The sequence below is a fragment of the Nocardia sp. alder85J genome, from assembly GCF_020176955.2.
In the GTDB taxonomy this organism is placed as follows: Bacteria; Actinomycetota; Actinomycetes; order Mycobacteriales; family Mycobacteriaceae; genus Nocardia.
The window spans coordinates 168,338-191,889 of record NZ_JAIUCZ020000015.1 but is presented as its reverse complement, the minus strand read 5'-3'; the positions used below and the strand labels follow the sequence as shown (position 1 = coordinate 191,889).

The window sequence follows — 23,552 nt, the reverse complement described above, 5'->3', positions numbered from 1 at the left end:
TCATACCGCCGACGACGAGCGCAGCCGGCGGCGCGCTGTCTTTGCCGATCGGGCGAGGATTTTGTCGATCAAGGTACCGGTCAGCCGACCGAGTGGCGGCGTCACGAAAGCGCCCATGGATATCGGAAGGTTACTCGTGACAGTCACGCGGGTATGGGTGAACGTCTCGAATCCCCGCTTACCGTGGTAAGCACCCGAGCCGCTGTGCCCCACGCCGCCGAAGGGCAGCAGTGGGATTCCGGCATGCAGGGCGACGTCGTTGACGGTCATCCCCCCATAGCGGACACGTTGCGTAAACGCGTGGAAGGCAGCGCCCTTGGGACCGAACCAATAGGCTGCGAGAGGTGAATGCCGCTGTCCCACGTACTCGATGACTTCATCGATCGACCGATAGGATCGGACCATGAGGATCGGGCCGAAAATTTCCTCTTCGGAGATCCGCATACCGTCATCGAAGTCGGTGACAATCACCGGCGGGATTCTGCGGGCGGTCGGATCCGGCTGCTCGCCCGGCAGCGCTTCGTGCACCGTTGCACCGCCGGCACGCGCATCATCGATGATGTCCACCAGCCGATCGAAATTCGCATTGTTGACAACCGACACGTGACCACCGTCGGCCGTCGCAATCGCCTGAGCTTGGCGCAGAGCCACCTCGATGAACTTCGCGGTCGTATTCTCGGGGACGAAAACGAGTTCGGGACACAGGCATACCTGGCCGCCGTTCATCAGACGCCCTGCTATGATGCGCTCCGCGGCACGCGTTATGTCCGCGCCGGGATCGACGACTACCGGGTTCTTTCCACCGAGTTCGAGAGTGACTGGAACAAGATTGCGACCAGCAGCTTCCGCCACGAGTGCGCCAACTTTCGGCGAGCCGGTGAAGAACAAGTGATCGAAAGGCAAGTTACTGAACGCCGCCCCGACAGCGGACCCGCCAGTCACCGTGACGACCTCCGTCGGGTCGAAATACTCGGCGACCTTCTCCACGAACAACGCGGCCGTCCTGCTCGTGACCTCGGAGAACTTGATCATCACATTATTTCCGCCGGCCAGCGCCGCAGCCGCGGGTTCGACCACCAACCCAAGTGGGAAGTTCCACGGACCGATGATCCCGACAACGCCGAGCGGAACCTGTTCGATCTTGCCGCCGACGCCGAACAAACGGGAGCCGCGCATCGGTGTGTGGGGGCGCATCCACGCTCCCAAGCGTGCCCGGGTCAGCTGAATGTCACCGAGCTCGCCGATGATGTCCGATAGTTTGCTGACAGTACCCGGCCGGTGTCCGAAGTCGGCGTTCAACGCTTCTCCGAACGCGTCGGCATTCTCGGTCAGCAGCAGAAGCAACCGATCGATGCGGTCGCGGCGTTCGCTCAGGGAGAGCCGATCGCGAGAGAGAAACGCATGACGCTGGGCGTCGAGTAACTCCCGAAGTCGGGTCGCCGAAGGCTCCAGAAGGTCGTTGGAACCGGCTCCCGCGGCTGTCCCCGGTCCGATGGGATTGCTGATGACTGTCATATCTGCCTTGAAGGTGGGCGTTGGTTGAGTTGGGAACCCGCGACCGCTACATCACCGCACTCTTGCTGCAGTCCGAAGTCGGTCAACGGAGTTCGGGTCGAGAATTCGCGTATGCGGTCCAGGAACCCGTCAGGAGGGCACTTCGTGTCACCCCGGCGAACGGTTGTAGCGCCAGCGGCACTACATGGGACACGCCGTGTTTTCGACCGGTCCACTTCGTCGCGGGGAGCCACTTCCGTGTGACCCCAGCCACCACATGTTATTACCGGCACGACGTGTCGGCAGCCCCAATTTTCGCAAGTTCCCTCCGTCTGCGACGAGGCGGTAGCGGAATTTGTCAAGCCGGATGAGACCAGTGGGTTTGTTCAGGCTGCTGTCTGCTGGTCCTCGCTGTCGGGTGTGGGCTGGTTGATCCAGACACTGTCGGGCAGGGTCAGGATTTTCGGTGGGGTGGTGGTGGCGAACCGGCCGGGATTGGCGGCGCGGGCGGCGTCGAGGACGCGACGGCGGTCGGCGGCTTTGGCGGCGGCGAGTCCGTAGTGGACGTCGGCGGGTGTGTGCAGGCCCAGGCCGGTATGGCAATGTTCATGGTTGTACCATTGGGTGAACGATTCCATGAATTGTCTTGCCTCGGACAGGGTTCCGAACCGTTCCGGGAATTCTGGACCGTATTTCACTGTCTTGAACAGTGATTCGCTGTAGGGGTTGTCGTTGGACACTCGTGGCCGTGAGTGCGACCGGGTCACGCCGAGGTCGTCGAGCAGGGCGGCGACGGTTTTGCTGGTCATCGACGTCCCACGGTCGGCATGGACCACGTCCGGGATGCCGTGGACACCGAACACCGTGCGCATCATCTCGGCCGCGAGCTGCCCGGATTCACTGTTGTGGACCACGACACCGACGATGTAACGGGAGAAAATATCGATCATGACGTAGGCGTCGAAGTATCGGCCCTTGACCGGGCCGGCGAGCTTGGTGATGTCCCAGGAATACACCTGCCGCGGTGAGGTCGCGACCAGCTCCGGGCACACTTTCTTACCGTGGCGGGCTTGCCGGCGCCGGTCTTTGACCTGCTGGTTCTCGGCCAGGATCCGGTACATCGTCGACACCGAACACACGTATTCGCCTTGGTCGAGTAGCCGTGCGTAGATCTCGAGTGGCGCCAGGTCCACGAACTCGTCACTGTTGAGCGTGGCCAGCACCCGGTGGCGTTCGAGCACGGTGAGCTTGTTACCCGGGGCCGCACGCCGCACCACCGGCCCGGCGGGCACCGTCCGGCGGCGGTTCATCGTCGCCCGCGCCAGCCCGGTCAACGCGCTCGCCCGCCGCTGCCCGATACCGGTGCCGCACAACGCTTTCCACGCATTCTTCAACGCTTCTTCCGCTTCGGTTCGTCGGTGTCCGCGCTCTCGGAGGATAGACTTTCCAAGAGCGCGTGCGCTTTTCCCATGATCTCCAGCGCGGCGTCGGTCATCGCCTGTTTCTTCTGTGCTTTCGCCAGCTCGGCTTTCAACCGGGCGATCTCCGCCTGCTCCGGCGACAAACGGCCGGTCTTCTCACCCGGCGCTTTGCCCTGCAACACGCCGGCATCGCGCTGCCGGCGCCACTCGGTGATCAGCGACGAATACAAGCCCTGTTCCCGCAGATAGGCGGCACCACCGCCCGGCTGCCCGGCCGCGGCCTCGTAACCGGCCAAATACGCCAGCTTCTCCGCCGGGCTGAACACCCGCCGCCGTCGCCCGCCCGCAGCGGGGTCACTGCTACCCATCCCGACATTCTCGCCGGACCCCCGACGCGTCGTACTGGTGGTAGTCATCGTGGTGATCGATCCATCTCTCGCCCTACAACACCGAGTTGCTGTGAACCAGCGGACTCACCTCAGGCTGACACGCAGGGGTAGACATAATGTCATCCCGTTCCCGCCAAGCGCCTGTGATATGAATCGGGAGCAGGTAGAGACAAGGGGAGGACTGTGACCAACGACTACGATCTGCCAGCGCCCGGGCGGCCACGTGATCCCACACTCGACGGTCGCATCCTCCGCGCGGCCGTCGACGTCTACGCCGGGCACGGCTGGTCCGGCTTCACAGTGAAGGCTGTCGCCGCGGCCGCCGGTGCGTCACGCGATGCGGTCGGGCGCCGCTTCGAAACCCGGGAAGAGCTACTGATGGAGGCACTGTCGGCTGCCGGCTTCCCCATGTTGGACATTCGAGACGGCCAGTCTCTGCGTGATTGGTTGCTGGAACTCGCAGTCGCGGTGTTCGATACATTCACCCACGAGAACGGGCGTGCTTACCTTCGGATCCATCTGGATGCCGACTCCGTTCCCGGACTGTTCGCTGCCTACAGGCACCGCCTTCTGGAACCGGCTCAACTCGTTCTGCGCGACCGGATTTCGGCAACCGCCCGAGCGGAGAATTACCCCAGCCTTGATCCTGGCGCCGTGATCGAAGATGTCCTCGGCCCGACATTTATGCTCGCCATGCTGAACCAGGACATCACGGATGCAGGCCAGGGGCATTTGACGGCCGTCGCACAGCGCCTGCCGGCGATCGTAGAAAGGGCACTTTCGCACTACCGGCCCGGCACGTCGAATACAACGCCTCCGCTTCCCCAGCAGTAGCTGTTGACACCCGCGTCGACGGCTGGTGTCACAACTACTTTCGGCGCAGTCCGATGATCGCCAGAGCCTGGTCGACCTGACTTCGCATCGACTCGCGAGCCCGATCGGTGCGGACGCTGTCGCCGACCGTGGCCTGGTTGAGCAACGCGTGCATCATCGCCGCGCCGGTCATCGCCTCCGCGAACGCCGGAATATCGAATTCCGAAGTATCCACACCCGCGTGGCTGATCAGGTCAACCCGCCGCCGATTTCCGCGGCGACCAGATCGGCCAGTGCCTCGTAGAAACTCATCCCGGGGATCACCACGACGTCGGCGTCGGCGTGGGTATCGTAGATCTGTTTGGTGTGGGCGGGTTCGGCGGCGTGGTCGAGGTAATGCGCGCCGTGGGCGACAGCCGCCGCGGCCAGCGGGGTCCCCGTGTGGCTGTAGGGGCCCGCGCAATTGATCGCGGCACCGGCCAACTTCGCTATCGCTAGTGGGTTTGTCGAGGTCCGCTCCGATCACCTCGCTGGTGGTGGGGGTAGCCGCGACCTCGGCCGATCGGTCGGTATCGCGGCCGCTGAGGATCAACTCGTGGCTGCGGCGGGCGAGTTCGGTGGCGACGAGCCGCCCGGTGTGTCCGGTGGCGCCGTAGACGGCGATGCGATCCCCACTCACGACGCCGCCCGCACGGATCGGACAGTGGCCGAGTCGAAATGCGCGACACCGTATTCGGCGTGGTCACCGCGCAGCCGGAACCGGTCGATGCCCTCCCACGACGTTTCACCGGCGCTGGCCTGCCAGTGGATGAAGACGGTGTCGTGGGCGGTCGCGGTGGCGATCGGCCGCAGCCGCAGATCCGGCCGGGCGGCGACAACGGTGTCGAAATAGCGCTCGATCGCGTCCCTGCCGAGCACGGGTTCGGCCATCCCGGGATGCCGGATCGCGGCATTGTCAGCGAACAAGGCGCTCAGCCGCGCTCCGGTCGGGTCCAACCAAGCGGTCGTGAACGCGTCGATGAACCGCTGGTACCGGCGCCGCGAGTTGCTCACGCAGCGAAACCAGGTCGATGTGGGCGCGCTCACGGTAGAGCAGACCGTCACGGAAGAGGTACACGCGAAGACCGCGGCCACGTCGAGATGATCACCGGCCCGGCCGCGGTCGAACAGCGGCTCGGCGAGCGTACCGTGCAACCGACCCCACGGAACCCCGGTGTCACCGCCGCCGACGATGTTCTCCCCGGTGGCCGCGTGGTCCGGGGCAGATGTTGCCCCGCTTCTACGGAGTCGGGAGGGTCTCGCGAATCCTTCTGTCCTGCATCAGCTCACCCATTCCGCCAGGCTCGAGCACGTGTCATCTGGGGAACCCCAGTGACCGGGCGACGAGGTTGCGCTGGATGTCGATGGTGCCGCCGCCGACGACCTGCATGATGGAGTAGCGGAGGTTGTATTCGAAGGCACCGCGGCCGGGGACGCCGGGGAGGTTTTCCCCGAGTGCGGCGGCTGGTCCGAATATTCGGAGCGCGGCCTCGCAGAAGTCCTCGTGAAGCTGGCTCGCGATGATCTTGGCCTTCGGCGCTTCCAACCGGGCCCCTTCGCCGCCGGAAGTCGCTTTGATGCTGGCGTTGACGAGAACTCGTGCGGCCTGCAGTCGCGCGGCCAGATCGGTAATCGTTGCACGCTGCGCGGATCCGCGAGCCCCGGCGATACCGGCGGGATCCTTGCGGACCTCGTCGAGCAGGTCGTCGAGCAGCCGGTGGATCTCCGCGGCGCTGTTGGCCATCAGGACCCGCTCCTGCGCAAGTGCGGTGGTGATGACCTTCCAACCACCGTTGATCTCGCCGACCCGGTCCGCATCCGGGATCCGGAAGTCGTCGAAGAAGGTGGAGCAGGAGGTTTCACCGGACAGCGCGCGGTGGCATTGGAGTTCGAAGCCGGGGCGATCGATTCGGGTGAGGAACACGGTGATGCCTGCATGCGGGGGTTTGGCGTCGGGGTCGGTGCGGGCGGCGAGCCAGACCCATTCGGCAGTGTGCGCGCCGGTGCCCCACATCTTGCGGCCGTTGACAATCCACTCGTCGCCGTCGCGGACCGCCCGGGTTCGCAGCGCAGCAAGGTCCGAGCCGGTTTCGGGCTCGGAATAGCCTAGGTAGAACGGGAAATCCCCACGAGCGATCAACGGCAGCAGTCGTTGTTTCTGTTCCTCGGTGCCGTGGCGGACGATGGCGGTGCCGAGCAGGTCGATGGCGGCCTTGCCGTGCATGGGGAGTCGGGCGTAGGCGAACTCCTCGCCGAAGACTGTCTGCCGCTCCACCGATGCGCCCGAACCGCCGGCGGACGCCGGCCAGGCCATCGTGAGATAGCCGCGTTCGCTTGCCGCAGCGGCGATGTCCTCGGCGCCGCGGTCGTCGGCATGCTGGACCGCGACGTCGTGGTCGAAGTTGCCGATGAAGGCGCGGACCTCGGCGCGGAACGCTTCAGCGTCCGGTCCCAGGGCCAAGGCCGGTAGCGAGACGCCGGTTTCGATGAGTGTGTCGGAGGCCTCACCAGCGGCGAGCCGGAAGGAGTCGAGCCTGGCGACGTCGGCGTTCACCCGGCGAAAGAGCCAAGGGGCTTCGTGTTCTTCGAAGTAGCCCTGGGCGGCGAGGGTGTGCTGTGCGCCGAATTGCGCTCGGACGGCGGCGGGTCCGGCGAAAGCGGTCGCGAGTTGGATCGCCAGGATCGCGTCGGGCCGGTCGTCGAGCACCGCAGCCACCGCTTGGTCGATCAGGTGTCCAGCGGCGGTGAGGTCGGTGGCGCCGTCGGCGGCGCGGTGGGAGACAGCTTGGAAGCTGCCGATCGGTTTACCGAAAGCGACGCGGTTCTTCGCGTGTTCGATGCTGTGCTCGAGGCTGCGCCGCGCGGCCGCGACAGCTCGGCTCACCAGACCCAACCGGATTGTCGCCGTGGCCTTTTCGATGGCCTGAGGGCCGGGGCTGACCAGGGCTGTCGTCTCGTCGCCGAGGGTGAGTTCGGACCAGGCGGGTGCGGCCAAGCCCGGTGTGGTGGCGCGTCCGGTGATCGGTCGGAGGGTGGCGTCGCCGTCGGCGAGGACCAGGACATGGCTGGCGGCCCCGGCGGCCTCGGCATAATGCACAGTGCGCGCGCCGGACTCGGCCACGACGACCAGCGGCCGGACGATGGCGTCCGAAATGTGTTCAGCGATCGGGTTGTCGCGCAACAGTGCGAGTGCGATGTAGGTGTCGATCAGTGGCAATGGGCAGGCCACCCGGCCGAGGCGGCCGGTGGCGGCGATGGCGGCGTCGAGGACGCCGTCCGCGCCGAGTGCGGTCCAGCCCTGGATGGCGGCGGTGGTCCAGAGGTCGGTGAGCGTGCGGTCGGTGTCGTGTTCGGCGGCGGTGGCGGCGGGCCAGATGCGGCCGAGGACACCGTCCACCGAGTCGCTGAAAGCGGCCAGCTCGGAAACGGAAAGGGTGTTCACTGTAATTGTCCTTGTCTGCATCGATGATGGTTACTGTCGGCGCCCTCGTACGTCAGAGGCGCCGCAGCCAATCGAGTGCGAGCGTGTTGAATTCGATGGAGCGTTCCTGGTGCAGAAAATGCCCGGCCTCCTCCCACAGATGGACCTCGTCCGCGTCGGTCAGCGGAAGTGACCGCTCGAAAGCCGCAGCAGCGGCCTGCGCATGGACGGTGAGCCGCGGCGCGGCGCGCTGGGTCAGGTACCGTGCCGATACCGTCGCGCGGCCGACCGAGTCCGTCCTCACCGTCGTAGAGCCCGTACAGGCAACCCGAGACGACATGATCCGGCACCCCGAGCAGTCGGCGAACATACCAGGTTGTCAGGAAAGACGGTGTCCGATCGGTGTAGAACGCCTGCCGGAACATCACTGCGGCGACCAGCGTCGGATTCGGGCCGGCGATGGCCGCGAGGGTAGGCGCGAGGTTTTCGTCGGATGCGCTGTAGACCGGATCGACGAGTATCAGTCCGCGCGCCTGTTCCGGGTGGCGCACCGCCAGGGCGGAGGCGACGACCGTCCCCATCGAATGCCCGGCTACGACGGCATGCTCGATACCCAATTCCGCCAGCAGGGCAGCGGCATCGTCGGCAAGCACCTGTGGCCGATAGGAACCGTGCGGCGCGGATGAACGACCGTGCCCTCGATGGTCGAGGGCGATCACCCGGTACTCGGCCTGTAGTGCGGGGATCTGCTAGGACCAGTCGTGCGAGTCGCAGGACCATCCGTGCAGTAGCAGGATCGCCGGCCCTTCGCCCTGGTCGGTATAGAACAGCTCGGTGCCGTCGTGTGTGAAATACGGCATAGGAATCTGCCTACCTGTTCTTCCACTGCGGGGCGCGTTTGGCGCCGAAGGCGAGCAGGCCCTCCATCATGTCCTCGCTGATCATCAGGTCGTCCAGCGCCTGGGACGGATGGTCGACGGCGTCGACGACATCGGTGAAGGGGGCGGTCTCGTTCATGATCTGTAGCGAGGCGCGTACGGATGTCGGTGAGCCGGTCAGGATTTCGGCGGCCAGCGCACGGGCGCCGTCGACCGCAGTACCGGCGGGGACGACCCGGTTGACCAGGCCGAGACGGTGGGCCTCGGTGGCGGGGATCTTCTTGCCGGTGAGGATCATCTCGGTGGCGATCTTCGGTGGAATCGCGCGCGGTAGCCGCACGAGTCCGCCGGCGCCGGCGACGAGTCCGACCTGGACCTCGCTGAGCGCGAATTGTGCGGTCTCGTCGGCGATCACGAGGTGGCACGCGAGCGCGATCTCGCAGCCACCGCCCATGGCGAAACCGTTGACGGCGGCGATGACCGGTTTGGTCATGTCGCGGCGGCTGGTGAGTCCGGCGAAGCCGTTCTTGGGCACCCACATCGGTTTGCCGCTGGCCGAGTAGCGCAGATCGTTTCCGGCACAGAAGGACTTGTCACCGGCGCCGGTGAGGATCGCCACCCACAGGTCCGGATCGGCGAAGTAGGCGTCGAAGATCTCGTCGAGTTCCTCGTTGGCCTGCGGGGTCAGCGAGTTGCGGGCCTCGGGCCGGTTGATGGTCACCTCGAGCAGGTGACCGTCGCGGCGGACCCGCACGAGCTCGTAGGTGTCGCGCAGCACCGGAACACGCTGGGGGAACAGCTCATCCATCCGGTCCCGGTCGACGGTCACCCGGTTACCGGTGCCGAAGGACCGTACATGGACGGTCCGGCCGATCGGATCACCGGTGGCGAGGTCCGCCAGCAACTCGGTATCACCGGCCGCGACGGTGGCCACGAAACGGCGGCCGTCGCCGAGGCGGCCGACGACGATGCCGGTCGGCCCCTTGCGGCCGTAGTTCACCGTGTAGGTCTCGACGGTGGCCGGACCGTCCGCGGTCTGTGCCACGGCGACGGTCGGCGCCGCGTCGAGTTCCTCCTGCAACCGTTGGCTGCGATCCTCCCGCCACGCGGTGGGGACGGTGGAGTAGACGGCGGCGGAGTACTTGCTCAGTGTCCCGCCATTGGCGCCGACGAACCCGTAGCTGCCGGGTGTGGTGCGCAGGTGCGCAACGGTTTCCGCGATGGCGTGCATCGAGTAGTTGTTGCCGGCGCCGCCGAAGAACGGCAGCCCGCCGGTGAGGGTGAGACCGCGCGGATCGTCGGCGCGTAGGCCCAGTCCATCGGCGACGACGGTGACCGCGATCGGGAAGCAGCTGTACAGGTCGATCGTCGACAGGTCCTCGACCCCGAGGCCCGCGACCTCGAGCGCATGCCGCGCGGCGCGCACCAGGGCCGGCGCCTCGGCCAGGTCGGCCCGCTCGAGCAGGTTCTGCTCCCGCAGGTCGGCGTGACCGTGCAGGAAGACCCACTTGTCCTGCGGCACACCGAGTTCCGCAGCGACTGCGATCGAGGTGATCAGCACCGCCGCGCCCTGGTTGACCTGGTCGCGGGCGACCATGAACCGCGGGTAGGGTTCGGCGATCAGCCGATTGCGGTCGGTGATCGTCGCCAGTTCTTCGGCGCTGCGCTCCACCGGCGCGGCGGCATAGGGATTCTTCGCGGCGACCCTGCTGAACGGCGCGAATAATTCACCCATGCTCTGCCGGTACTGCTCGCGGGACAAGCCCGACCGTGCGCGGCGCGCGTTCTCGAACAGCGCGTACTGGGACGGTGCGCCGGTCAGACCGTGACCGGCCGCGTATCGGCTGATCAGGCCCGACAGCCCGTAGCCGCGGTCCTCCAATTGCCCGCCACGGGCCTCGGTGAAGTCCGGATGTTCGTCCGCGGCAGCCAGATGCCGGACAGTCGAGATGGCCTCCGAGCCGAAAATCAGTGCGGCATGCGAGGTTCCGTTCGCGATGGCACGGGCCAGTTCGGTGACCAGATGCTGCGAGGATTGTCCACCGCCGACCTCGAGGATCGCGCGGGCCGGATCCGCGTCGACCCGGTCGGCCACCGAGCGCGGATAGTTGTCCGACTTGCCCAGGGGCGCGGGCGCTCCCGGGGTGGAGATCTCGAATTGCCGCACACCGGCGACGGTGTCGATGCGCGCGGCGACGGCGGCCGGGTCGGCACCGGTGTCGGTGAGAGCGGCGCGGGCGGCTGCGGCGGCCAGTTCGACCGGGGACAGGCCGCGGTAGTCCGGGTCGTCGATGCGTTCGGCGGCTTGGCCGACGCCGATCAGCACCGGGGTGTTCGGATCCAGATCATCGATGGTGCTCATGAGGTTCACTTTCCTTCCGTGGCGCCGGCCGGTGCCCAGGTGATGACGGCGTCGAGGGCTTCGACGGTCGAGCCGTCCACACGCAGTGGATTGATCTCCAGCGATTCCAGGTCGTCGCCGAGAGCGAGCGCGAGGTCGCCGACGCGGGCGATCACCGCGGCGACCGCATCGAGGTCGGCGGCGGCGGTGCCGCGTACGCCGTGCAGTAATGCCTTGCCGCGCAACCGGTCCAGCAGTCCGCGCGCGCGATCGGGGGTGACCGGCAGGGTGGCGAGTGCGGAGTCGCCGAGGACCTCGACGAAGATGCCACCGATCGCGACGGCGAGGACCGGCCCCCAGTGCGGGTCGCGCACGACGCCGACGAGCAGTTCCACCCCGCCGCTGCGCATGGGCGAGATCAGCACGCCTTCGATGCGGGCGTCCGGAGCGTGGACGGCCGCGGCGGCGGTGACCCGGCGGTAGGCGTCGGCGACCGCGTCGTCACCGGCGACATCCAGTGCGACGCCGCCGATATCGCTCTTGTGCAGGATGTCCGGTGAGGCGATCTTCAGCGCCACCGGCCCACCGAGTCCGGCGGCGACCGTGACCGCCTGTTCGGCGCCGGTGACCAGCTCGCTGGGGATCACCGGGATCCCGGCCTGGGACAGGGCTTCCCGCGCGGTCGACTCCGACCACGCGCCCTCGCGGGGCGCGGCGACGGTCACGGTCACCGGGTCGGCGGCCTCCGGGACCGCGGTGACGCCACCGATGGTGCCCGACCACCAAGCGAGATTGCGCAGCGCGACCACCGACTGCCGCAGGCCCGGAATGAGATGGGCGATCTTCGCTTCGGCCAGAACGGATTTCGTGTAGTCGGTGATGGGCTGGAGCACCTGGTTCACCAGGGTGACCGGCGTGGAGGCATTCGCACCGCCGATGGCGTTCAACAGCGGCTGGCTCTGATTCGGCCCACCCGTGGATTGCCACGGGGCACCGGAGATCACCGCCACCACTCCCACCCCGGGATCGTCGGCGACGGCCTCGATCGCCTTGGTGAACAGCGTCGGGTCGATGATCGCGGCGCCGGTGACATCCAGCGGATTCTGCACCGTCCCGTAATCGGGCATGACAGCACGCAACCGTTCCCGGGTCCGCGGCGCGAATTCAGGGAGTTCGGCGCCGAGGTCCTCGGCGCGGTCGGCGACGATGTCGCAGGCGCCGCCGGAGATCGACACCCAGCCGATACCGGGTGCGTCGAGGCGGCCCAGCGCCGCGGCGGCACTGGCGGTGATCATCATGTCCTCGATCGAATCGACCCGGATCACCCCGAGTTCCCTGAACACGGTGTCCACGGTCTTGTCGTCGCCGACCAGTGCGCCGGTGTGCGCGGCGGCGGTGCGCGCGGACAACGCGCTGCTACCCGCCTTCAGGACAACAATGGCCTTGCCCGCGGCGGCCGCGCGACGGGCGGCGGCGGCGAAGACCCGGGGTTCGCGGATGGTTTCCATGAAGATCGCGATCGCCTTGGTGGCATCGTCGTCGACGAGGAAGTCCAGCACGTGCCCGGCGGTGATCATGGCTTCGTTGCCGAGGGTGACCATGTAGGACAGGTCGGCGTCGGCCATGGTGGCGAAGTCGACCATCGCTGACGAACTCGCCCCGGACTGCGACAGCAACGCGACCGCTCCGGCGTGGTGGGGCAGCCCCGGCACCGGTGTCACCGGGACCTGGTCGACGAAGTTGGCGAAGCCGAGATGGTTCGGGCCGAGCACCAGCATGTCCAGCGAACGGGCGTGGTCGACCAATTCCTGTTGCGCGCGTTTACCTTCCGCGCCGGCCTCGCCGTAACCCGACGACAGGATGACCGCGTTTCGGATGCCCGCGGCGGCGGCGTCGCTCAGGGCGTCGAGGGTGCCGGCCTGGGGAACCTGCATGAAGGCGACATCCACCGGTTCGCCGATCTCGGAGCAGGTGCGCACCGAGGGCCGGCCGTGCACGGTCACGCCGCGGCGGTTGACCAGGAAGGTGCGGTCGGCGAACCCGAAGTCGACCAGATTGCCGTATGCGGTGACGGAGAACATCGACTTGTCCGACGCTCCCACCAGCGCCACCGTGCGCGGCCGGAACAGGCTTCGCAGCCGGTCGGGGGTGATCTCGGTGCTCATCTTCGGGCACGCTCCTTGGTGATCAGAAGAGGATTCGCTGGGGCCCAGGAACCGAGTCGGAACAGTTCAAGAACTAGGCCGTTCAGGTATTACGATGCCAGGCTATACTGAACAAAACCGTTCAGCAAGGGCTTCCTTCATCTGTCGAACGCGGCGCCGAACTCGAGCGTTTGTCCTGCTGCAGGTGAACTATGCTCGGCTTTTGCGTGATGGCAACGGTGACCAGACCGATGCGGTGAGACGAGGACAGCGATGACAACCAGTGGACCCGGGCGACCGCGCGATCCCGCAGTGGATCGCCGGATCCTCGACGCCGCCCTCGAAGTGTACGGCCGCGACGGCTGGGGCGGCTTCCGGGTCGAGGCGGTCGCCAAACACGCCGGCGCCGGCAAGGCCTCGGTGTACCTGCGCTGGCACAGCGGCGAGGAACTGCTGGCCGAGGCACTGAGCCACCTCGGCCACATCGAGGACATCGACACCGGCGATGTACGCACCGACCTGATGCGACTGGCCGAGCAGATTCGCGACCGCCATCTCGGCTCGACCGGCCGTGCGGCGCAACGGCTGGCCGTCGAGGCGCACCAAGTGCCCGCGATCGAACAACGATGGAAGGCTGCCCGGGACGCGCAGGTATCCGCGGCTCGTTCCCTGGTACGGCGAGCCATCGCGCGCGGCGAACTCCCCCCGGGCACCTCGGTCACACTGCTACTGGACCTTCTGCTCGGCTCCACCACCATGCATCTGCAAGCCGCCCCGGATCACCTCGCCGAAAAGTCTGCTCGAACATCCTCGGACTACATCCGTGAGGTCGTGGATTTCCTCCTCGACGCCTTTCGAGCACGGTCGATCGCGGCGGAAGATCGGGCCGCCGTCTCCCACAGCTGACCGGCACATCCCGCCCGACCATCGACTCAGGCATCGGGTCGTGCGCGCACGGCACCGAGCACGAAATCGACCAGTTCGCCCGCATACGCGTCGGCCTGAGCCGCCTGCCGTGCGCGCAACTGCGGCGGAACCGCCTGAGCATGCATCAGCACCGCACCGCTGAGCGTATCCAGGAGCAGAGTCACCGACGTCTCGGGCGGTAGTTGACCACGATCGACAGCGCGTTGCACGATCGACCGAGCCGCGAGGATCTGCGACGATCGGACCTCGTCCCAGTGCTCCTCCAGCCCTGGCACCAGGTGCGCCTCCAGAGTCAACCGCATCGTCGAGCGCCCGTAGTCGGCCAGATAGTTGCGCAGCAGATTGCGGGTCAGCTCCAGCAGTTCGGTTCGAACGTCGCCGGCCTCCGCGTGCGCGACCACGGCCACCCGGGCACGTACGGCATCGATCAGCAGATCCGTCCGATTCGGCCAGCGCCGATAGATCGTCGCCTTTCCGACACCCGCCCCGCGGGCGACCGCTTCGATGCTGAAACCGTGCCAGCCCAGTTCCCCGTAGATATTGATCGCCGCCTCGAGGACCCGCCGGTCGACGCCGGGATCGCGCGGCCGGCCTGGGCCGGAGGCGGTGGCGGGCGACGTGATGTCGGGTGCGGCCTTCACGAAATCCGAGCCTACTCGCCATCGATGATTGCGGAACGATCATCGTCTCGTTAGCATGGTGAACGAAGTTATCGAGACGATAAACGTATCGTAATTATCGTTTCGATCCGGCAAAATCCACTCAGGAGGATCAATGAAGACCCCGATCTGCGACCTGCTCGGCATCGAGATCCCACTACTGGCCTTCAGCCACTGCCGCGACGTCGTCGCCGCTGTCACCAACGCCGGCGGGTTCGGCGTGCTGGGCGCGTCCTCGCACACCCCCGAACAACTCGAGGAGGAGCTCACCTGGATCGACGAGCACGTCCAGGGCAAGCCCTACGGCGCCGACATCGTGGTGCCCGAGAAATTCGAGGGCAAGGGACAGCATCTCGGGATGGCCGATCTGGCCGGCCGCGTCCCCACCGTTCACACCGACTTCGTCACGGGGGTGCTCGCCGAACACGGCATCGAGGCCGCACGAGAAGACGTGGTGCGTATGGAGTTCCGCGCCAACCAGGAAGACGAAGGCGAGCAGCTGCTCGAGGTCGCACTGCGCCATCCCATCAAGCTGATCGCCAACGCGCTCGGCGTGCCTCCGCAGTACATGATCGACCGCGCCAAGCAGGCCGGTATCCCCGTCGCCGCCCTGGTCGGCGCCAAGGAACACGCTCTGCGCCAGGTCCGCGCCGGCGTGGACATCCTGGTCGCCCAGGGCACCGAGGCGGGCGGTCACTGCGGCGAGGTCACCACCATGGTCCTCATCCCGGAGGTCGTCGAGGCGATCAAATCCGTGCGCGAGGTCCCGGTACTGGCCGCCGGCGGCATCGTCACCGGCCGCCAGATGGCCGCGGCTGTCGCCCTCGGCGCCGCGGGAGCCTGGACCGGCTCGGTGTGGCTCACCACCCCCGAAGCCGAAACCGCCCCCTACACGGTGGAGAAGATGATCGCCGCCACCTCCCGCGACACCGTTCGCTCCGCCGGACGCACCGGAAAACCGTCCCGCCAACTGAAATCCGCCTGGACCGACGCCTGGGCCCGCCCCGACAGCCCCGAGCCCCTGCCGATGCCCATGCAGTCGATCATCAGCGAGCCCAGCCTGCGCCGCATCGACCGGCTCGCCGAGAAGGGCGACCCGGGCGCCCAGGAATTGGCCACCTACTGGGTCGGCCAGGGCGTCGGCCTGATGAACAAGGTCAAACCCGCCCGCGAGGTAGTCCTCGACTTCGCCCAGGACTACATCGAAGCCACCGAACGCCTCGCCGGCTCCGTCGACGACTGAGGACGTCCCCCGCCGGCAGTCCCGGCGGGTAGCCAAGCCAAAGGTGACGAGTGCCGAGTTGCGTCCCACAGCGTTCGGCGGCTCGATGACCCTCACGTCGGATGGATCAGGTCCCGACTCGTGAGCTCGATATCCCGGATCCACCAATGTCACCACGTGACCGCTGCCGCTGGGCCGGCGGCCGGTCGAGTTCAGGCCGATTCGCGATCTGTTTCCGGTACGCGGTGGGCGTCTGACCGGTGTACTCGGTGAATGCTCGGGCGAAAGCGCTGGCATTGTCGAAGCCGACCGCAGTCGCGACGGTGATGACACTGGTCCCGGATTCGCTCAGGAGGGCCATCGCGTGCAACATTCTGCTGCGCGCCAGGTATTCTCGCCAGCTCCGGCCGGTCGCTTCGGCGAAGCGGCGGCGGAGGGTTCGTTCGGAAACCGCGACCGCCGAGCAGACGTCGCGCAGGGTGACGGTCGCCAGATGGTCGTCGGTGTAATGCATCGCCGCCGCGACCACGTCGTCGGTCACGGCAGGCAATCGAGAGAGCGAGTCGTCGGTCAGCGACTGCACGATCAGAGCGGCCACGGCGTCGAAGCAGCGCTCCGCCACCGAATCGTCGCCGGTGCGGTCGATCGGCCAACGCACCGCGTAGAGGAGCATTTCGCGCAGGACCGGTTCGACGGTGAGAATTCGGATTCGGTCGCCGAGCCCGGTGAGCATAGCGGGGTCGAGGAATACCGACAACGAGCGAACTCGGCGCAATGTCGTCCGGTGCACCGAACCGGCCGGAATCCATATCGCCTGCTGTGGCGACACGACGTAACGAGCGACCGGGGTCTCGACCTGCACAGTTCCCCGTACTGCGTATTCGATCTGATGCAGATCGTGGGTGTGCCAGTTCGACGTGAAGTCGGTGGTGATCGGTGGGTGGATTCCCGCTCGCACCGTCGAATCCGCCGCACGGATCCGGCGGAACGCGGGCGCGGCCGGAAAGGCGACATTCCCGGCCGTTGACGCAGAGACCGTCACACTCGTCGACGATACCAATAGAGAGATGAACGAACGCCACCTTCTGTATCTCGCAAGCCCGATGTGGGCCGCCGAACTTCGCACCGACCTGCTGCCGTGGCTGAAGACCGTTCCCGGACTTGACGGCGATGTCCTGGAAATCGGGCCCGGCCCCGGACTGACGACCGATCTGCTCCGGGAACTCGCGACGGCGGTCACCGCGGTGGAGGTCGATGCCGGACTCGCCGCCGCGCTGAAGGAACGGTCGGCGGCCGCCAACGTCGACGTGGTGCACGGCGACGGTACGGCAATGCCGTTGCCGCCGAACCGATTCTCGGTCGCCACCTGTTTCTCGATGTTGCACCACATGCCGTCCGGCCAGGACCAGGATCGGTTGTTCGCCGAGGTCCATCGGGTGCTGCGGCCCGATGGGGTGTTCGTCGGGGTGGACGCCGTCGACTCCGAACGCATCCGGGAGGCGCATGCCGGCGATACCTTCGTCCCGGTCGATCCGGCAACCCTGGCCGACCGCCTGGAACTAGCGGGATTCACGGGTGTCACCGTGGATCTGAGCAACGGATACCGCGACCGCGGTGGGCAATTCAGGTTCACGGCGATCAAGAGACACTGAAACGGCTGTTCTCCGGCGTCGCATATCCCGAGCGCTGATAAGCGGCCGGGGCGAGATCTCGGCGTCGGCTGACGATCGACGAGGACCTCGATCCGGACGTGCCAACACGATCAGTCGGGACCGCGGTCGACCACGGCGAGACCGTGGTCGACTGCGAACTCACGGCACTCGGCCGCCCCCGCCATAGTGGAGGAGTCCGCCAGCGAGACCAGCGCGGTCACCACACCGATCGGACGGACCTCCGCCAGGCGCAGGAGCGTGCACACGGTGCCGGCGCCGTGCGCGCGCACCGGTGACACATGGCGCGGCCGCGTGAAATCCGCGGGCTCACTGCGCGGGTCGGCGAGGGCACGGACGGTACGCGCCCGATCCGCCGCGGAGATCCCCGTGCCCACGCCCTCGACGACATCGACGGTGACCGTGTAGTCCCCCGCGAAACTGTTGGCGCCGGGGAGATTCCACATCGCGGGCAGGCAGAGCCCGGTGCGGTCGGCGTCGCCGAGCGCCACCTCGATCAATCCGGAGCCGGGCCTGATCAGGAAGGCCAGCACGGCGGTTGTGGCGTACTCGGCGCACAGCACCAGATGTCCGGTGTCAGAACGGGAATCGATCGGCAGGATCATCCGGCCCGCGGCGAGGTCGGTGCGGGCACGACCGAGATGATCACCGTCGAGCGGTAGGGCTTCCGCCGTGGGTACGGACATGACGACTCCAGGGTGAGAAAAGGTGAATTATTCAGCGCTGCTGTGGATCTCAGCCGATCAGTAGTGCGATGCGCGCAGTTCGAATTCCAAGCCGTCGATTCCAGCCAGGCGGGTGCGACCGAGGCGTGACAGGTGTCGCACGCCGGCATTCCGCGACCTTCGGCGACGATTCCCTCGGCGCTGCTGTCGAGTACGGCCCCGAATCGCCGACTGCCTGGGTTCGGCCTCGATCGTGGTGGATCGCCCGCCACTCCCGGCGCCGCACCGTGTCACAGCCGCGTTCCCGGATCGCCGGACGTGATGTGTCGGCCGGCCCGGCGTCCGGTGAAGACAAAGTCGGCCAGCGACAGCCCGCTGACGTACTGCCCGGTGCACACACCGACCGCAGTGCGGCCGACGGCGTAGAGGCCGTCGATCGCCGAGCCGTCGTTGCGCAGTACCTGCCGCGAGTGCTCGTCGACATCGACGCCGCCGAGGCTGACCAGTACGAACGGCATGCGCTGGTTCTCGATCCCGAAATCTACCGCCAGGAAGGGACCGCTGGTGATCGGCTTGCGGTAGCCGTCGGCCTTCAGGGCCGCGTCGTCCACACCGTCGACGATGCGCCGGTTGTAGTCGGCGATGGTCGCGTCAAGCTCGAAAGCGTCGATCCCGCACTTGCGGGCCAGCTCGGTGATGGTGCCGACTGTCACGTGGCGACCCCGAGACCGATATCGGGCGCGCCGTGGTCGCCTTGATGAGCGACGATCTGACCTATCTCACCGGTGACACACTGATGCTGACGGGAGGCGAATGACGAGCACAACGACTCTGGCGAATCGACTCGCGCGAGCGGAGGCCCGGTTCGAGATCGGTCAGCTGCCGATCCGCTACGCCCTCGCCGTCGACCAGCGGGACATCGACACCTGGCTGTCGCTGTTCGTTCCCGATGTCCGCCTCGGCCGACACGGATCCGGCCGCGAAGCGCTACGCGATCAGATCGAACCGCAGTTGCGATGGTTCTACCGCTCGATCCATCTGATCTGCGGGCATCGAATCGAGCTGGGCCCGGATCTGGACGACGACGGCCCGGACACCGCCAGCGGGCAGGTCTACTGCCGCGCCGAGCACGAGGTGAACGATCGCTGGGTCGTAATGGCGATCCGATACGACGATCGCTACCGCCGAGTCGACGGCGAGTGGTTGTTCGACAGGCGGATCGAGAATCATTGGTACGCAGCCGATCTGCTCGAACGACCACAGGAGGCCGAATTCGACAGCTGGCAGGTGGGGCCTGCACCCGCGCTGCCGGCCCGAGAGGCTTCCTGGGCAGCGTTCTGGTCGCCGGATGTCCTTGCTCCGACCGCGAAGCCCACTGCCGGTGGTGCCCGGTGACCGCGAAGACACCGACGTCGGGGCTCGAGATCGGTCTCTACTTCGACCTGCGCAACCCGCCGCATCGGGAGGGCTCCGCTTCCCGTCTGCACGGCTTCACTCTGGACATGTGTGCCGAAGCGGATCGTCTCGGTGCGGGATCTCTGTGGTTTTCCGAGCATCATCTCTTCGACGACGGCTACCTGACCCAACCCCTGACCTTCGCCGCCGCGGCGGCCGCGCGCACCGAGCGCGCACGTCTCGGCACTGCAATCCTGATCGCACCACTGCATTCACCCGTGGAGGTCGCCGAGCAGGCTGCCCTGGTCGACCTGATTTCCGCGGGGCGGCTGGATCTCGGCATCGGCACCGGGTACCGCAAGCCGGAGTACGAGCTCTACGGTGCCTCGGATCGCCGGCGCTACAGCAGGACCGACGACATGGTCCGGCAGCTACGCCGGTTGTGGGCTGCGGGCGGCGTGACGCCTCAGCCTGTGCAGCAACCGATTCCAGTGTGGCTCGGCTATCACGGCCCGCAAGGAGCTCGACGCGCCGGCCTCCTCGGCGCGCCCCTGCTCACCCCGAACGCAGACAGTTGGCCCGCCTACCGAGACGGCCTGGTAGCAGGCGGCCACGATCCTGCCGTGGCACGAATGGGCGGTGGTGTCCAGGCCTGGGTCACCGAAGATCCCGAGCGCGACTGGCCGTTGGTGGCACCGTACATCGGCTACCAGGTCGACTCCTACCGTCGGCACATGGTCGAAGGCACCGATGCACCGGCACCCCGTCCGGTCGAACCAGAGAAACTCGTATCGCGCGATTCCGGTAACCCGTTGTCCTACTTCTGGTTCGGCACGCCGGAGACGATTGCCGAGCGCATACGAGAACTCGTGAAGAATGCCCCCGTTTCCACGGTCTATCTCTGGGGGTCGGTGGGCGGCATGCCCGAGGCGATGGTCGCGGAACACGTTCGGGTCGTATGCACGAGGCTGGCGCCGCTACTGCGCTGAGCATCCGGTCCGCCGCTCCCGAACGCAATCTCGGTGGCGTTCCCGCTCATCGAGCGACAACACCTACGACGCGGGCTGAGCGATCACAGATCATGGAGTACGCGGCCAACGCCGGCGCCACCGTCGACCACGACCACCTGTCCGGTAATGCAGCTGGTCGCCCCGGAGGCGAGAAGGGCTACGACAGAAGCGATTTCGCGTAGTTTGGTGAGCATGTCGGGGTAGCTGGGATGGGTTTTGGTGGTGTACCAGCGGGCCCGGGTGCGGTGCTCGGCGACGACCGCAGGTGAGTGCCCGGCCAGGTGGTACCAGAGGATTACCGGGATCTGGGTGAGCATCCCGAATGGGACGGTGCGCTCCACCGCCAATCGGGTGCGGTTGCGGGCCTCGCCGGCGCAGGTGACGTGTTTGGCGTCGAAGAACGCGACCTCGATCGGCCAGCGGGCGGAATACCGGGCGATGAGTTCGGCTACTGCAGTGGTGGTGTCGGTGGACAATAGCGCCAGAGCGGGGCGGCGGGGTTCGTGCACGATCAGGACCCGCACCGGCTGGGAGCCGAACTCGCCGTACCACAGGTAGCGTCGTTCGCGCACGGTCACGGTGGCGACGCTACCGTGGGCTGGTTTGACCCAATGCGGTTAATACTCCAGCCGCACTTAGTTATATAAGGAGTGTCTCCGCTGGTAGTGGGCTTTTCTTGCAGGGTATTGGTGGCGGCGTCGCCAGAGTGACCACCGCCAGCCGGTGGTGAGGTCGGGTGTGGGTGCGGTCACGTGTGCCAGGAGACGCCGGATTTCTCCGAGGGTGAGCGAGATGAGGCCGCTGCCAACGCTTTTGGGGAGATGGCGGCGGTGACGGCGAGGTAGGTGTGGGCGAGCATCGCGAGGGTGATGTGCCGGTACCAGGCGTCGTAGCGGCGGACCTGGTACTGGTCGAGGCCGACCTCGGTTTTCGCGGTCTGGAAGCAGTCCTCGACGGCCCATCCGGTGCCGGCGACCCGGATCAGCTCGGCGTCGCTGGTACCGGTGGGTGCGCAGCACATGTAGTAGGCGATCTCCAGCTCGCCTTTGCTGTTCGGGGTCAGAGCACGGCGGGCCAGCAGCCAGCGGCTCCAGCCCGGCGCCGTGGTCCACTCGTAGACCGGCAGCGACGCCACCGCCCAGTCGAACAGTCGCGGTCCTTTCGCCCCGGCACCGCAGGACAAGCGCTTCCACGCTTGCGGAGGTGCTTGCGCGACAAGGTGATCCGCACGGGTACTGCCCGCGGTGATCGGGATGGTCCGACTGCGCGGCACGGCCACCACATACCCGATACGGCGGCCTTCCAGCCACGTCCGGAACTTGTAGTCACCGCCATAGGCTTCGTCCGCGGTCACCCACCGCGCCGGGACCCCCGCATCCAGCGCCCGGGCCAGCATCTGCTTCGCCAGGGTTGCCTTGGTGGCGAACTCCACGTTATCGGGCACATTCGCCTCCGCGCAGCGCCGGCGGTCATCGGTCCAGGACTTCGGCAGATACAGCTCCCGATCGATCAACGTCCGGCCCTTCACACTCGCGTACGCGCAGAACACACCCAACTGACAATTCTCGATCCGGCCCGCCGTCCCGGAGTACTGCCGTTGCACCCCAGCAGATTTCACCCCCTTCTTCAGAAACCCGGTCTCGTCGACCACCAGCACACCATCCCGATCACCGAGGTGCTCGACAGCGTAGGCACGCACGTCGTCACGCACCCCGTCGACATCCCACGCCGCCTTGTTCAGCAACCGCTGCATCCCATCCGGCGTCACATCACCCGCCGCCTCAGCAAGCGTCCAGCCGTTCTTCCCCGCCAACGGCGCCAGTAACCCCCGCACATACGCCCGCGCCCGCAACCGCGGCTCCGCGCGATAGAAACGACCCGCCACCCGTGCAAACAGATCATCCAGCCCGGCCACCCACACAGCCAGATCCTCATCGAACGACACAACGAAAGAGCTTACCGCACAATATTACTAAGTGCGGCTGGAGTATTAATACTGCAACGCCACTCAGGTGAGTGGGTGGCCTCGTCGTTTGTAGTGCGATAAGCGGGCTTGGTGTTGTCGGCGTCGTCGCCAGCTCGACCAGGACCAGGTGTGGTCGGCGGGGTGGGTCCGGGTGAGTGTGAATGCCACCAGTAGCCGTCGGATCTCCGGTAGCGTGAGCGCGATCATGTCCGCACCGGCGGTATCGAGTCCCCTTTTGGGGCAAGGGCTTTCGATGCCGCGAGCCAGGCCAGGGCGAGCATGGACAAGGTGATGTGGGCGTACCAGGCCCGCCAGGAACGTACCTGGTAGTGGTCGAGCCCGGCCTCGTTCTTGGCCTGCTGGAAGCATTCCTCGATGTGCCAGCGTGTCCCGGCGGTCCAGGCCAGATCCACCAGCCGGGCGCGGGCGGGGCCGTAGCAGGCCCCGCCACCGCCCGGGCGGCCGACGCGACCGCCGCCGAACTCGCTGTCGCGGCCACCGACGACCCCGCGCACACCCCCTGCGGCCCACAGCCGTGGCTCACCGGTTTCGAACTGCCGAACCCGACGGCGGGCAAGGGAATCCCCTATCACCCGACAGCCGCCGGAATGTCGGCACTCGCCGACTCCGTCACGGTCGCCCTGTCCCGCTGATCGGCGGCCGTACCTGCGACCGGCACGGCCGGACTCGGCGACCGAAAGACAGGCTGAATCCGCCGAGGGACAAAACAAATGCGCCGCCGAGCGCGTCATCGAGCTGTATCACTGGCACGCCGAGGCATGGGCGGTTGATCGCGGCGATCACCTCATCGAACAGCGATGGCTCGGTCGATTCCGCGCACTGTTGCCGACGGAAGACGCCACGGTCCTCGACGTCGGTTGGGGGCCCGGAGTACCGATCGCCCGCTATCTGATCGAAAAAGGCCGCCGCATCACCGGACTGGAGCGCCACGACTGCGCGTTACGACCGGTGGTGGGGACAGCGCCATCGCCGAAGTGGCCCCGGGACAGGCCGGCGCGGTCGCCGTTCAGTGCACGCGACGACCACTGCGACGCTGGACCGGCAGCGCGTTCGAGCCTGCCGCCGGGACGGTCGTGG

General features: G+C 66.9%; 23 protein-coding genes and 2 pseudogenes. 6 read left to right on the top strand and 19 right to left on the bottom strand.

Features of this window, described 5'->3' with window-relative positions:
• Both LBW94_RS40400 and LBW94_RS40395 read right to left on the bottom strand, forming a co-directional pair.
• On the bottom strand, positions 1 to 1,515 hold the full coding sequence (locus LBW94_RS40400) for an aldehyde dehydrogenase family protein (protein ID WP_225062773.1): 1,515 nt from the start codon (positions 1,513 to 1,515) through the stop codon (positions 1 to 3).
• 365 nt (positions 1,516 to 1,880) lie between these two features.
• A protein-coding gene (locus LBW94_RS40395; protein ID WP_416277051.1) for an IS3 family transposase occupies positions 1,881 to 3,283 on the bottom strand; the annotation gives its coding sequence in 2 pieces (ribosomal slippage) (positions 1,881 to 2,953 and positions 2,953 to 3,283; 1,404 coding nt in all).
• Positions 3,284 to 3,487: 204 nt separating this feature from the next.
• On the opposite strand from LBW94_RS40395, the gene LBW94_RS40390 reads away from it, so the two are divergent.
• Positions 3,488 to 4,138, top strand: coding sequence for a TetR family transcriptional regulator (locus tag LBW94_RS40390; protein WP_225062644.1), 651 nt, complete (start codon positions 3,488 to 3,490; stop codon positions 4,136 to 4,138).
• A 34-nt stretch (positions 4,139 to 4,172) separates the two neighbouring features.
• Here the strand turns inward: LBW94_RS40390 and LBW94_RS40385 are convergent, their stop codons facing one another.
• The 9 genes and pseudogenes from LBW94_RS40385 to LBW94_RS40355 all read right to left on the bottom strand — a co-directional run bounded on the left by LBW94_RS40385 (position 4,173) and on the right by LBW94_RS40355 (position 12,961).
• A complete protein-coding gene (locus LBW94_RS40385; RefSeq protein WP_225062643.1) occupies positions 4,173 to 4,352 on the bottom strand; it encodes a hypothetical protein in 180 nt (59 codons plus the stop codon).
• 14 nt (positions 4,353 to 4,366) lie between these two features.
• Positions 4,367 to 4,600, bottom strand: a complete 234-nt coding sequence (locus LBW94_RS40380; protein WP_225062642.1) for a hypothetical protein — start codon at positions 4,598 to 4,600, stop codon at positions 4,367 to 4,369.
• 192 nt (positions 4,601 to 4,792) lie between these two features.
• Entirely contained in the window at positions 4,793 to 5,170 is a 378-nt protein-coding gene (locus LBW94_RS40375) for a nuclear transport factor 2 family protein (protein ID WP_225062641.1), read from the bottom strand.
• A 301-nt stretch (positions 5,171 to 5,471) separates the two neighbouring features.
• Positions 5,472 to 7,598, bottom strand: coding sequence for an acyl-CoA dehydrogenase family protein (locus tag LBW94_RS40370; RefSeq protein WP_225062640.1), 2,127 nt, complete (start codon positions 7,596 to 7,598; stop codon positions 5,472 to 5,474).
• A gap of 52 nt (positions 7,599 to 7,650) precedes the next feature.
• Entirely contained in the window at positions 7,651 to 7,881 is a 231-nt protein-coding gene (locus LBW94_RS40365) for a hypothetical protein (RefSeq protein ID WP_255635356.1), read from the bottom strand.
• A 133-nt stretch (positions 7,882 to 8,014) separates the two neighbouring features.
• A pseudogene (locus LBW94_RS44660) lies at positions 8,015 to 8,296 on the bottom strand (alpha/beta fold hydrolase); the annotation flags it as partial.
• Positions 8,297 to 8,326: 30 nt separating this feature from the next.
• A complete protein-coding gene (locus LBW94_RS44655) occupies positions 8,327 to 8,437 on the bottom strand; it encodes an alpha/beta fold hydrolase (RefSeq protein ID WP_416277050.1) in 111 nt (36 codons plus the stop codon).
• A 10-nt stretch (positions 8,438 to 8,447) separates the two neighbouring features.
• A complete protein-coding gene (locus tag LBW94_RS40360; protein ID WP_225062639.1) occupies positions 8,448 to 10,817 on the bottom strand; it encodes an acetyl-CoA acetyltransferase in 2,370 nt (789 codons plus the stop codon).
• 5 nt (positions 10,818 to 10,822) lie between these two features.
• A complete protein-coding gene (locus LBW94_RS40355; protein ID WP_225062638.1) occupies positions 10,823 to 12,961 on the bottom strand; it encodes an acetate--CoA ligase family protein in 2,139 nt (712 codons plus the stop codon).
• Positions 12,962 to 13,213: 252 nt separating this feature from the next.
• Between LBW94_RS40355 and LBW94_RS40350 the strand changes: the two genes are divergently transcribed.
• Positions 13,214 to 13,846: a TetR/AcrR family transcriptional regulator gene (locus tag LBW94_RS40350; protein ID WP_225062637.1), complete on the top strand. Its 633-nt coding sequence runs from the start codon at positions 13,214 to 13,216 to the stop codon at positions 13,844 to 13,846.
• A gap of 26 nt (positions 13,847 to 13,872) precedes the next feature.
• Here LBW94_RS40350 and LBW94_RS40345 read toward each other — a convergent pair whose 3' ends face one another.
• A complete protein-coding gene (locus LBW94_RS40345; RefSeq protein ID WP_225062636.1) occupies positions 13,873 to 14,508 on the bottom strand; it encodes a TetR/AcrR family transcriptional regulator in 636 nt (211 codons plus the stop codon).
• Positions 14,509 to 14,641: 133 nt separating this feature from the next.
• Between LBW94_RS40345 and LBW94_RS40340 the strand changes: the two genes are divergently transcribed.
• Positions 14,642 to 15,769: a nitronate monooxygenase gene (locus LBW94_RS40340; protein ID WP_225062635.1), complete on the top strand. Its 1,128-nt coding sequence runs from the start codon at positions 14,642 to 14,644 to the stop codon at positions 15,767 to 15,769.
• A gap of 106 nt (positions 15,770 to 15,875) precedes the next feature.
• On the opposite strand, the gene LBW94_RS40335 is transcribed toward LBW94_RS40340, so the two are convergent.
• A complete protein-coding gene (locus LBW94_RS40335) occupies positions 15,876 to 16,706 on the bottom strand; it encodes a helix-turn-helix transcriptional regulator (protein ID WP_225062634.1) in 831 nt (276 codons plus the stop codon).
• On the opposite strand from LBW94_RS40335, the gene LBW94_RS40330 reads away from it, so the two are divergent.
• On the top strand, positions 16,651 to 17,400 hold the full coding sequence (locus LBW94_RS40330; RefSeq protein ID WP_225062633.1) for a class I SAM-dependent methyltransferase: 750 nt from the start codon (positions 16,651 to 16,653) through the stop codon (positions 17,398 to 17,400). The genes LBW94_RS40335 and LBW94_RS40330 overlap by 56 nt on opposite strands.
• A gap of 110 nt (positions 17,401 to 17,510) precedes the next feature.
• On the opposite strand, the gene LBW94_RS40325 is transcribed toward LBW94_RS40330, so the two are convergent.
• Positions 17,511 to 18,104: a 3,4-dihydroxy-2-butanone-4-phosphate synthase gene (locus LBW94_RS40325; protein ID WP_225062632.1), complete on the bottom strand. Its 594-nt coding sequence runs from the start codon at positions 18,102 to 18,104 to the stop codon at positions 17,511 to 17,513.
• Positions 18,105 to 18,373: 269 nt separating this feature from the next.
• Positions 18,374 to 18,796 (bottom strand): FAD-binding protein, encoded by a 423-nt coding sequence (locus LBW94_RS40320; protein ID WP_225062631.1) that lies wholly within the window; start codon positions 18,794 to 18,796, stop codon positions 18,374 to 18,376.
• A 100-nt stretch (positions 18,797 to 18,896) separates the two neighbouring features.
• Between LBW94_RS40320 and LBW94_RS40310 the strand changes: the two genes are divergently transcribed.
• Both LBW94_RS40310 and LBW94_RS40305 read left to right on the top strand, forming a co-directional pair.
• Positions 18,897 to 19,478 carry a nuclear transport factor 2 family protein gene (locus tag LBW94_RS40310; protein WP_225062776.1) on the top strand — a complete coding sequence of 194 codons (582 nt, stop codon included), beginning with the start codon at positions 18,897 to 18,899 and terminating at the stop codon, positions 19,476 to 19,478.
• Positions 19,475 to 20,467, top strand: coding sequence for an LLM class flavin-dependent oxidoreductase (locus tag LBW94_RS40305; protein ID WP_225062775.1), 993 nt, complete (start codon positions 19,475 to 19,477; stop codon positions 20,465 to 20,467). The genes LBW94_RS40310 and LBW94_RS40305 overlap by 4 nt, the downstream gene beginning before the upstream one ends.
• Before the next feature lie 83 nt (positions 20,468 to 20,550).
• Here LBW94_RS40305 and LBW94_RS40300 read toward each other — a convergent pair whose 3' ends face one another.
• The 4 genes and pseudogenes from LBW94_RS40300 to LBW94_RS40285 form a co-directional block, all read right to left on the bottom strand.
• The gene (locus tag LBW94_RS40300) at positions 20,551 to 21,066 is read right to left on the bottom strand and encodes an SDR family oxidoreductase (RefSeq protein WP_266273290.1); all 516 of its coding nucleotides are present in this window, start codon (positions 21,064 to 21,066) and stop codon (positions 20,551 to 20,553) included.
• Positions 21,067 to 21,236: 170 nt separating this feature from the next.
• Positions 21,237 to 22,415 (bottom strand): IS701 family transposase, encoded by a 1,179-nt coding sequence (locus LBW94_RS40295; RefSeq protein ID WP_225060723.1) that lies wholly within the window; start codon positions 22,413 to 22,415, stop codon positions 21,237 to 21,239.
• A gap of 242 nt (positions 22,416 to 22,657) precedes the next feature.
• Positions 22,658 to 22,894: pseudogene (locus LBW94_RS40290) on the bottom strand (IS701 family transposase); the annotation flags it as partial.
• A 190-nt stretch (positions 22,895 to 23,084) separates the two neighbouring features.
• Positions 23,085 to 23,405, bottom strand: a complete 321-nt coding sequence (locus LBW94_RS40285) for a hypothetical protein (protein WP_225060645.1) — start codon at positions 23,403 to 23,405, stop codon at positions 23,085 to 23,087.
• Positions 23,406 to 23,552: the final 147 nt, after the last annotated feature.

What these genes read in the sequence shown, in the direction of transcription:
- LBW94_RS40400 (WP_225062773.1), bottom strand. Translation starts at nt 1,515, where the DNA reads ATGACAGTCATCAGCAATCCCATCGGACCGGGGACAGCCGCGGGAGCC.
- LBW94_RS44655 (WP_416277050.1), bottom strand. Translation starts at nt 8,437, where the DNA reads ATGCCGTATTTCACACACGACGGCACCGAGCTGTTCTATACCGACCAG.
- LBW94_RS40360 (WP_225062639.1), bottom strand. Translation starts at nt 10,817, where the DNA reads ATGAGCACCATCGATGATCTGGATCCGAACACCCCGGTGCTGATCGGC.
- LBW94_RS40355 (WP_225062638.1), bottom strand. Translation starts at nt 12,961, where the DNA reads ATGAGCACCGAGATCACCCCCGACCGGCTGCGAAGCCTGTTCCGGCCG.
- LBW94_RS40350 (WP_225062637.1), top strand. Translation starts at nt 13,214, where the DNA reads ATGACAACCAGTGGACCCGGGCGACCGCGCGATCCCGCAGTGGATCGC.
- LBW94_RS40340 (WP_225062635.1), top strand. Translation starts at nt 14,642, where the DNA reads ATGAAGACCCCGATCTGCGACCTGCTCGGCATCGAGATCCCACTACTG.
- LBW94_RS40325 (WP_225062632.1), bottom strand. Translation starts at nt 18,104, where the DNA reads ATGTCCGTACCCACGGCGGAAGCCCTACCGCTCGACGGTGATCATCTC.
- LBW94_RS40310 (WP_225062776.1), top strand. Translation starts at nt 18,897, where the DNA reads ATGACGAGCACAACGACTCTGGCGAATCGACTCGCGCGAGCGGAGGCC.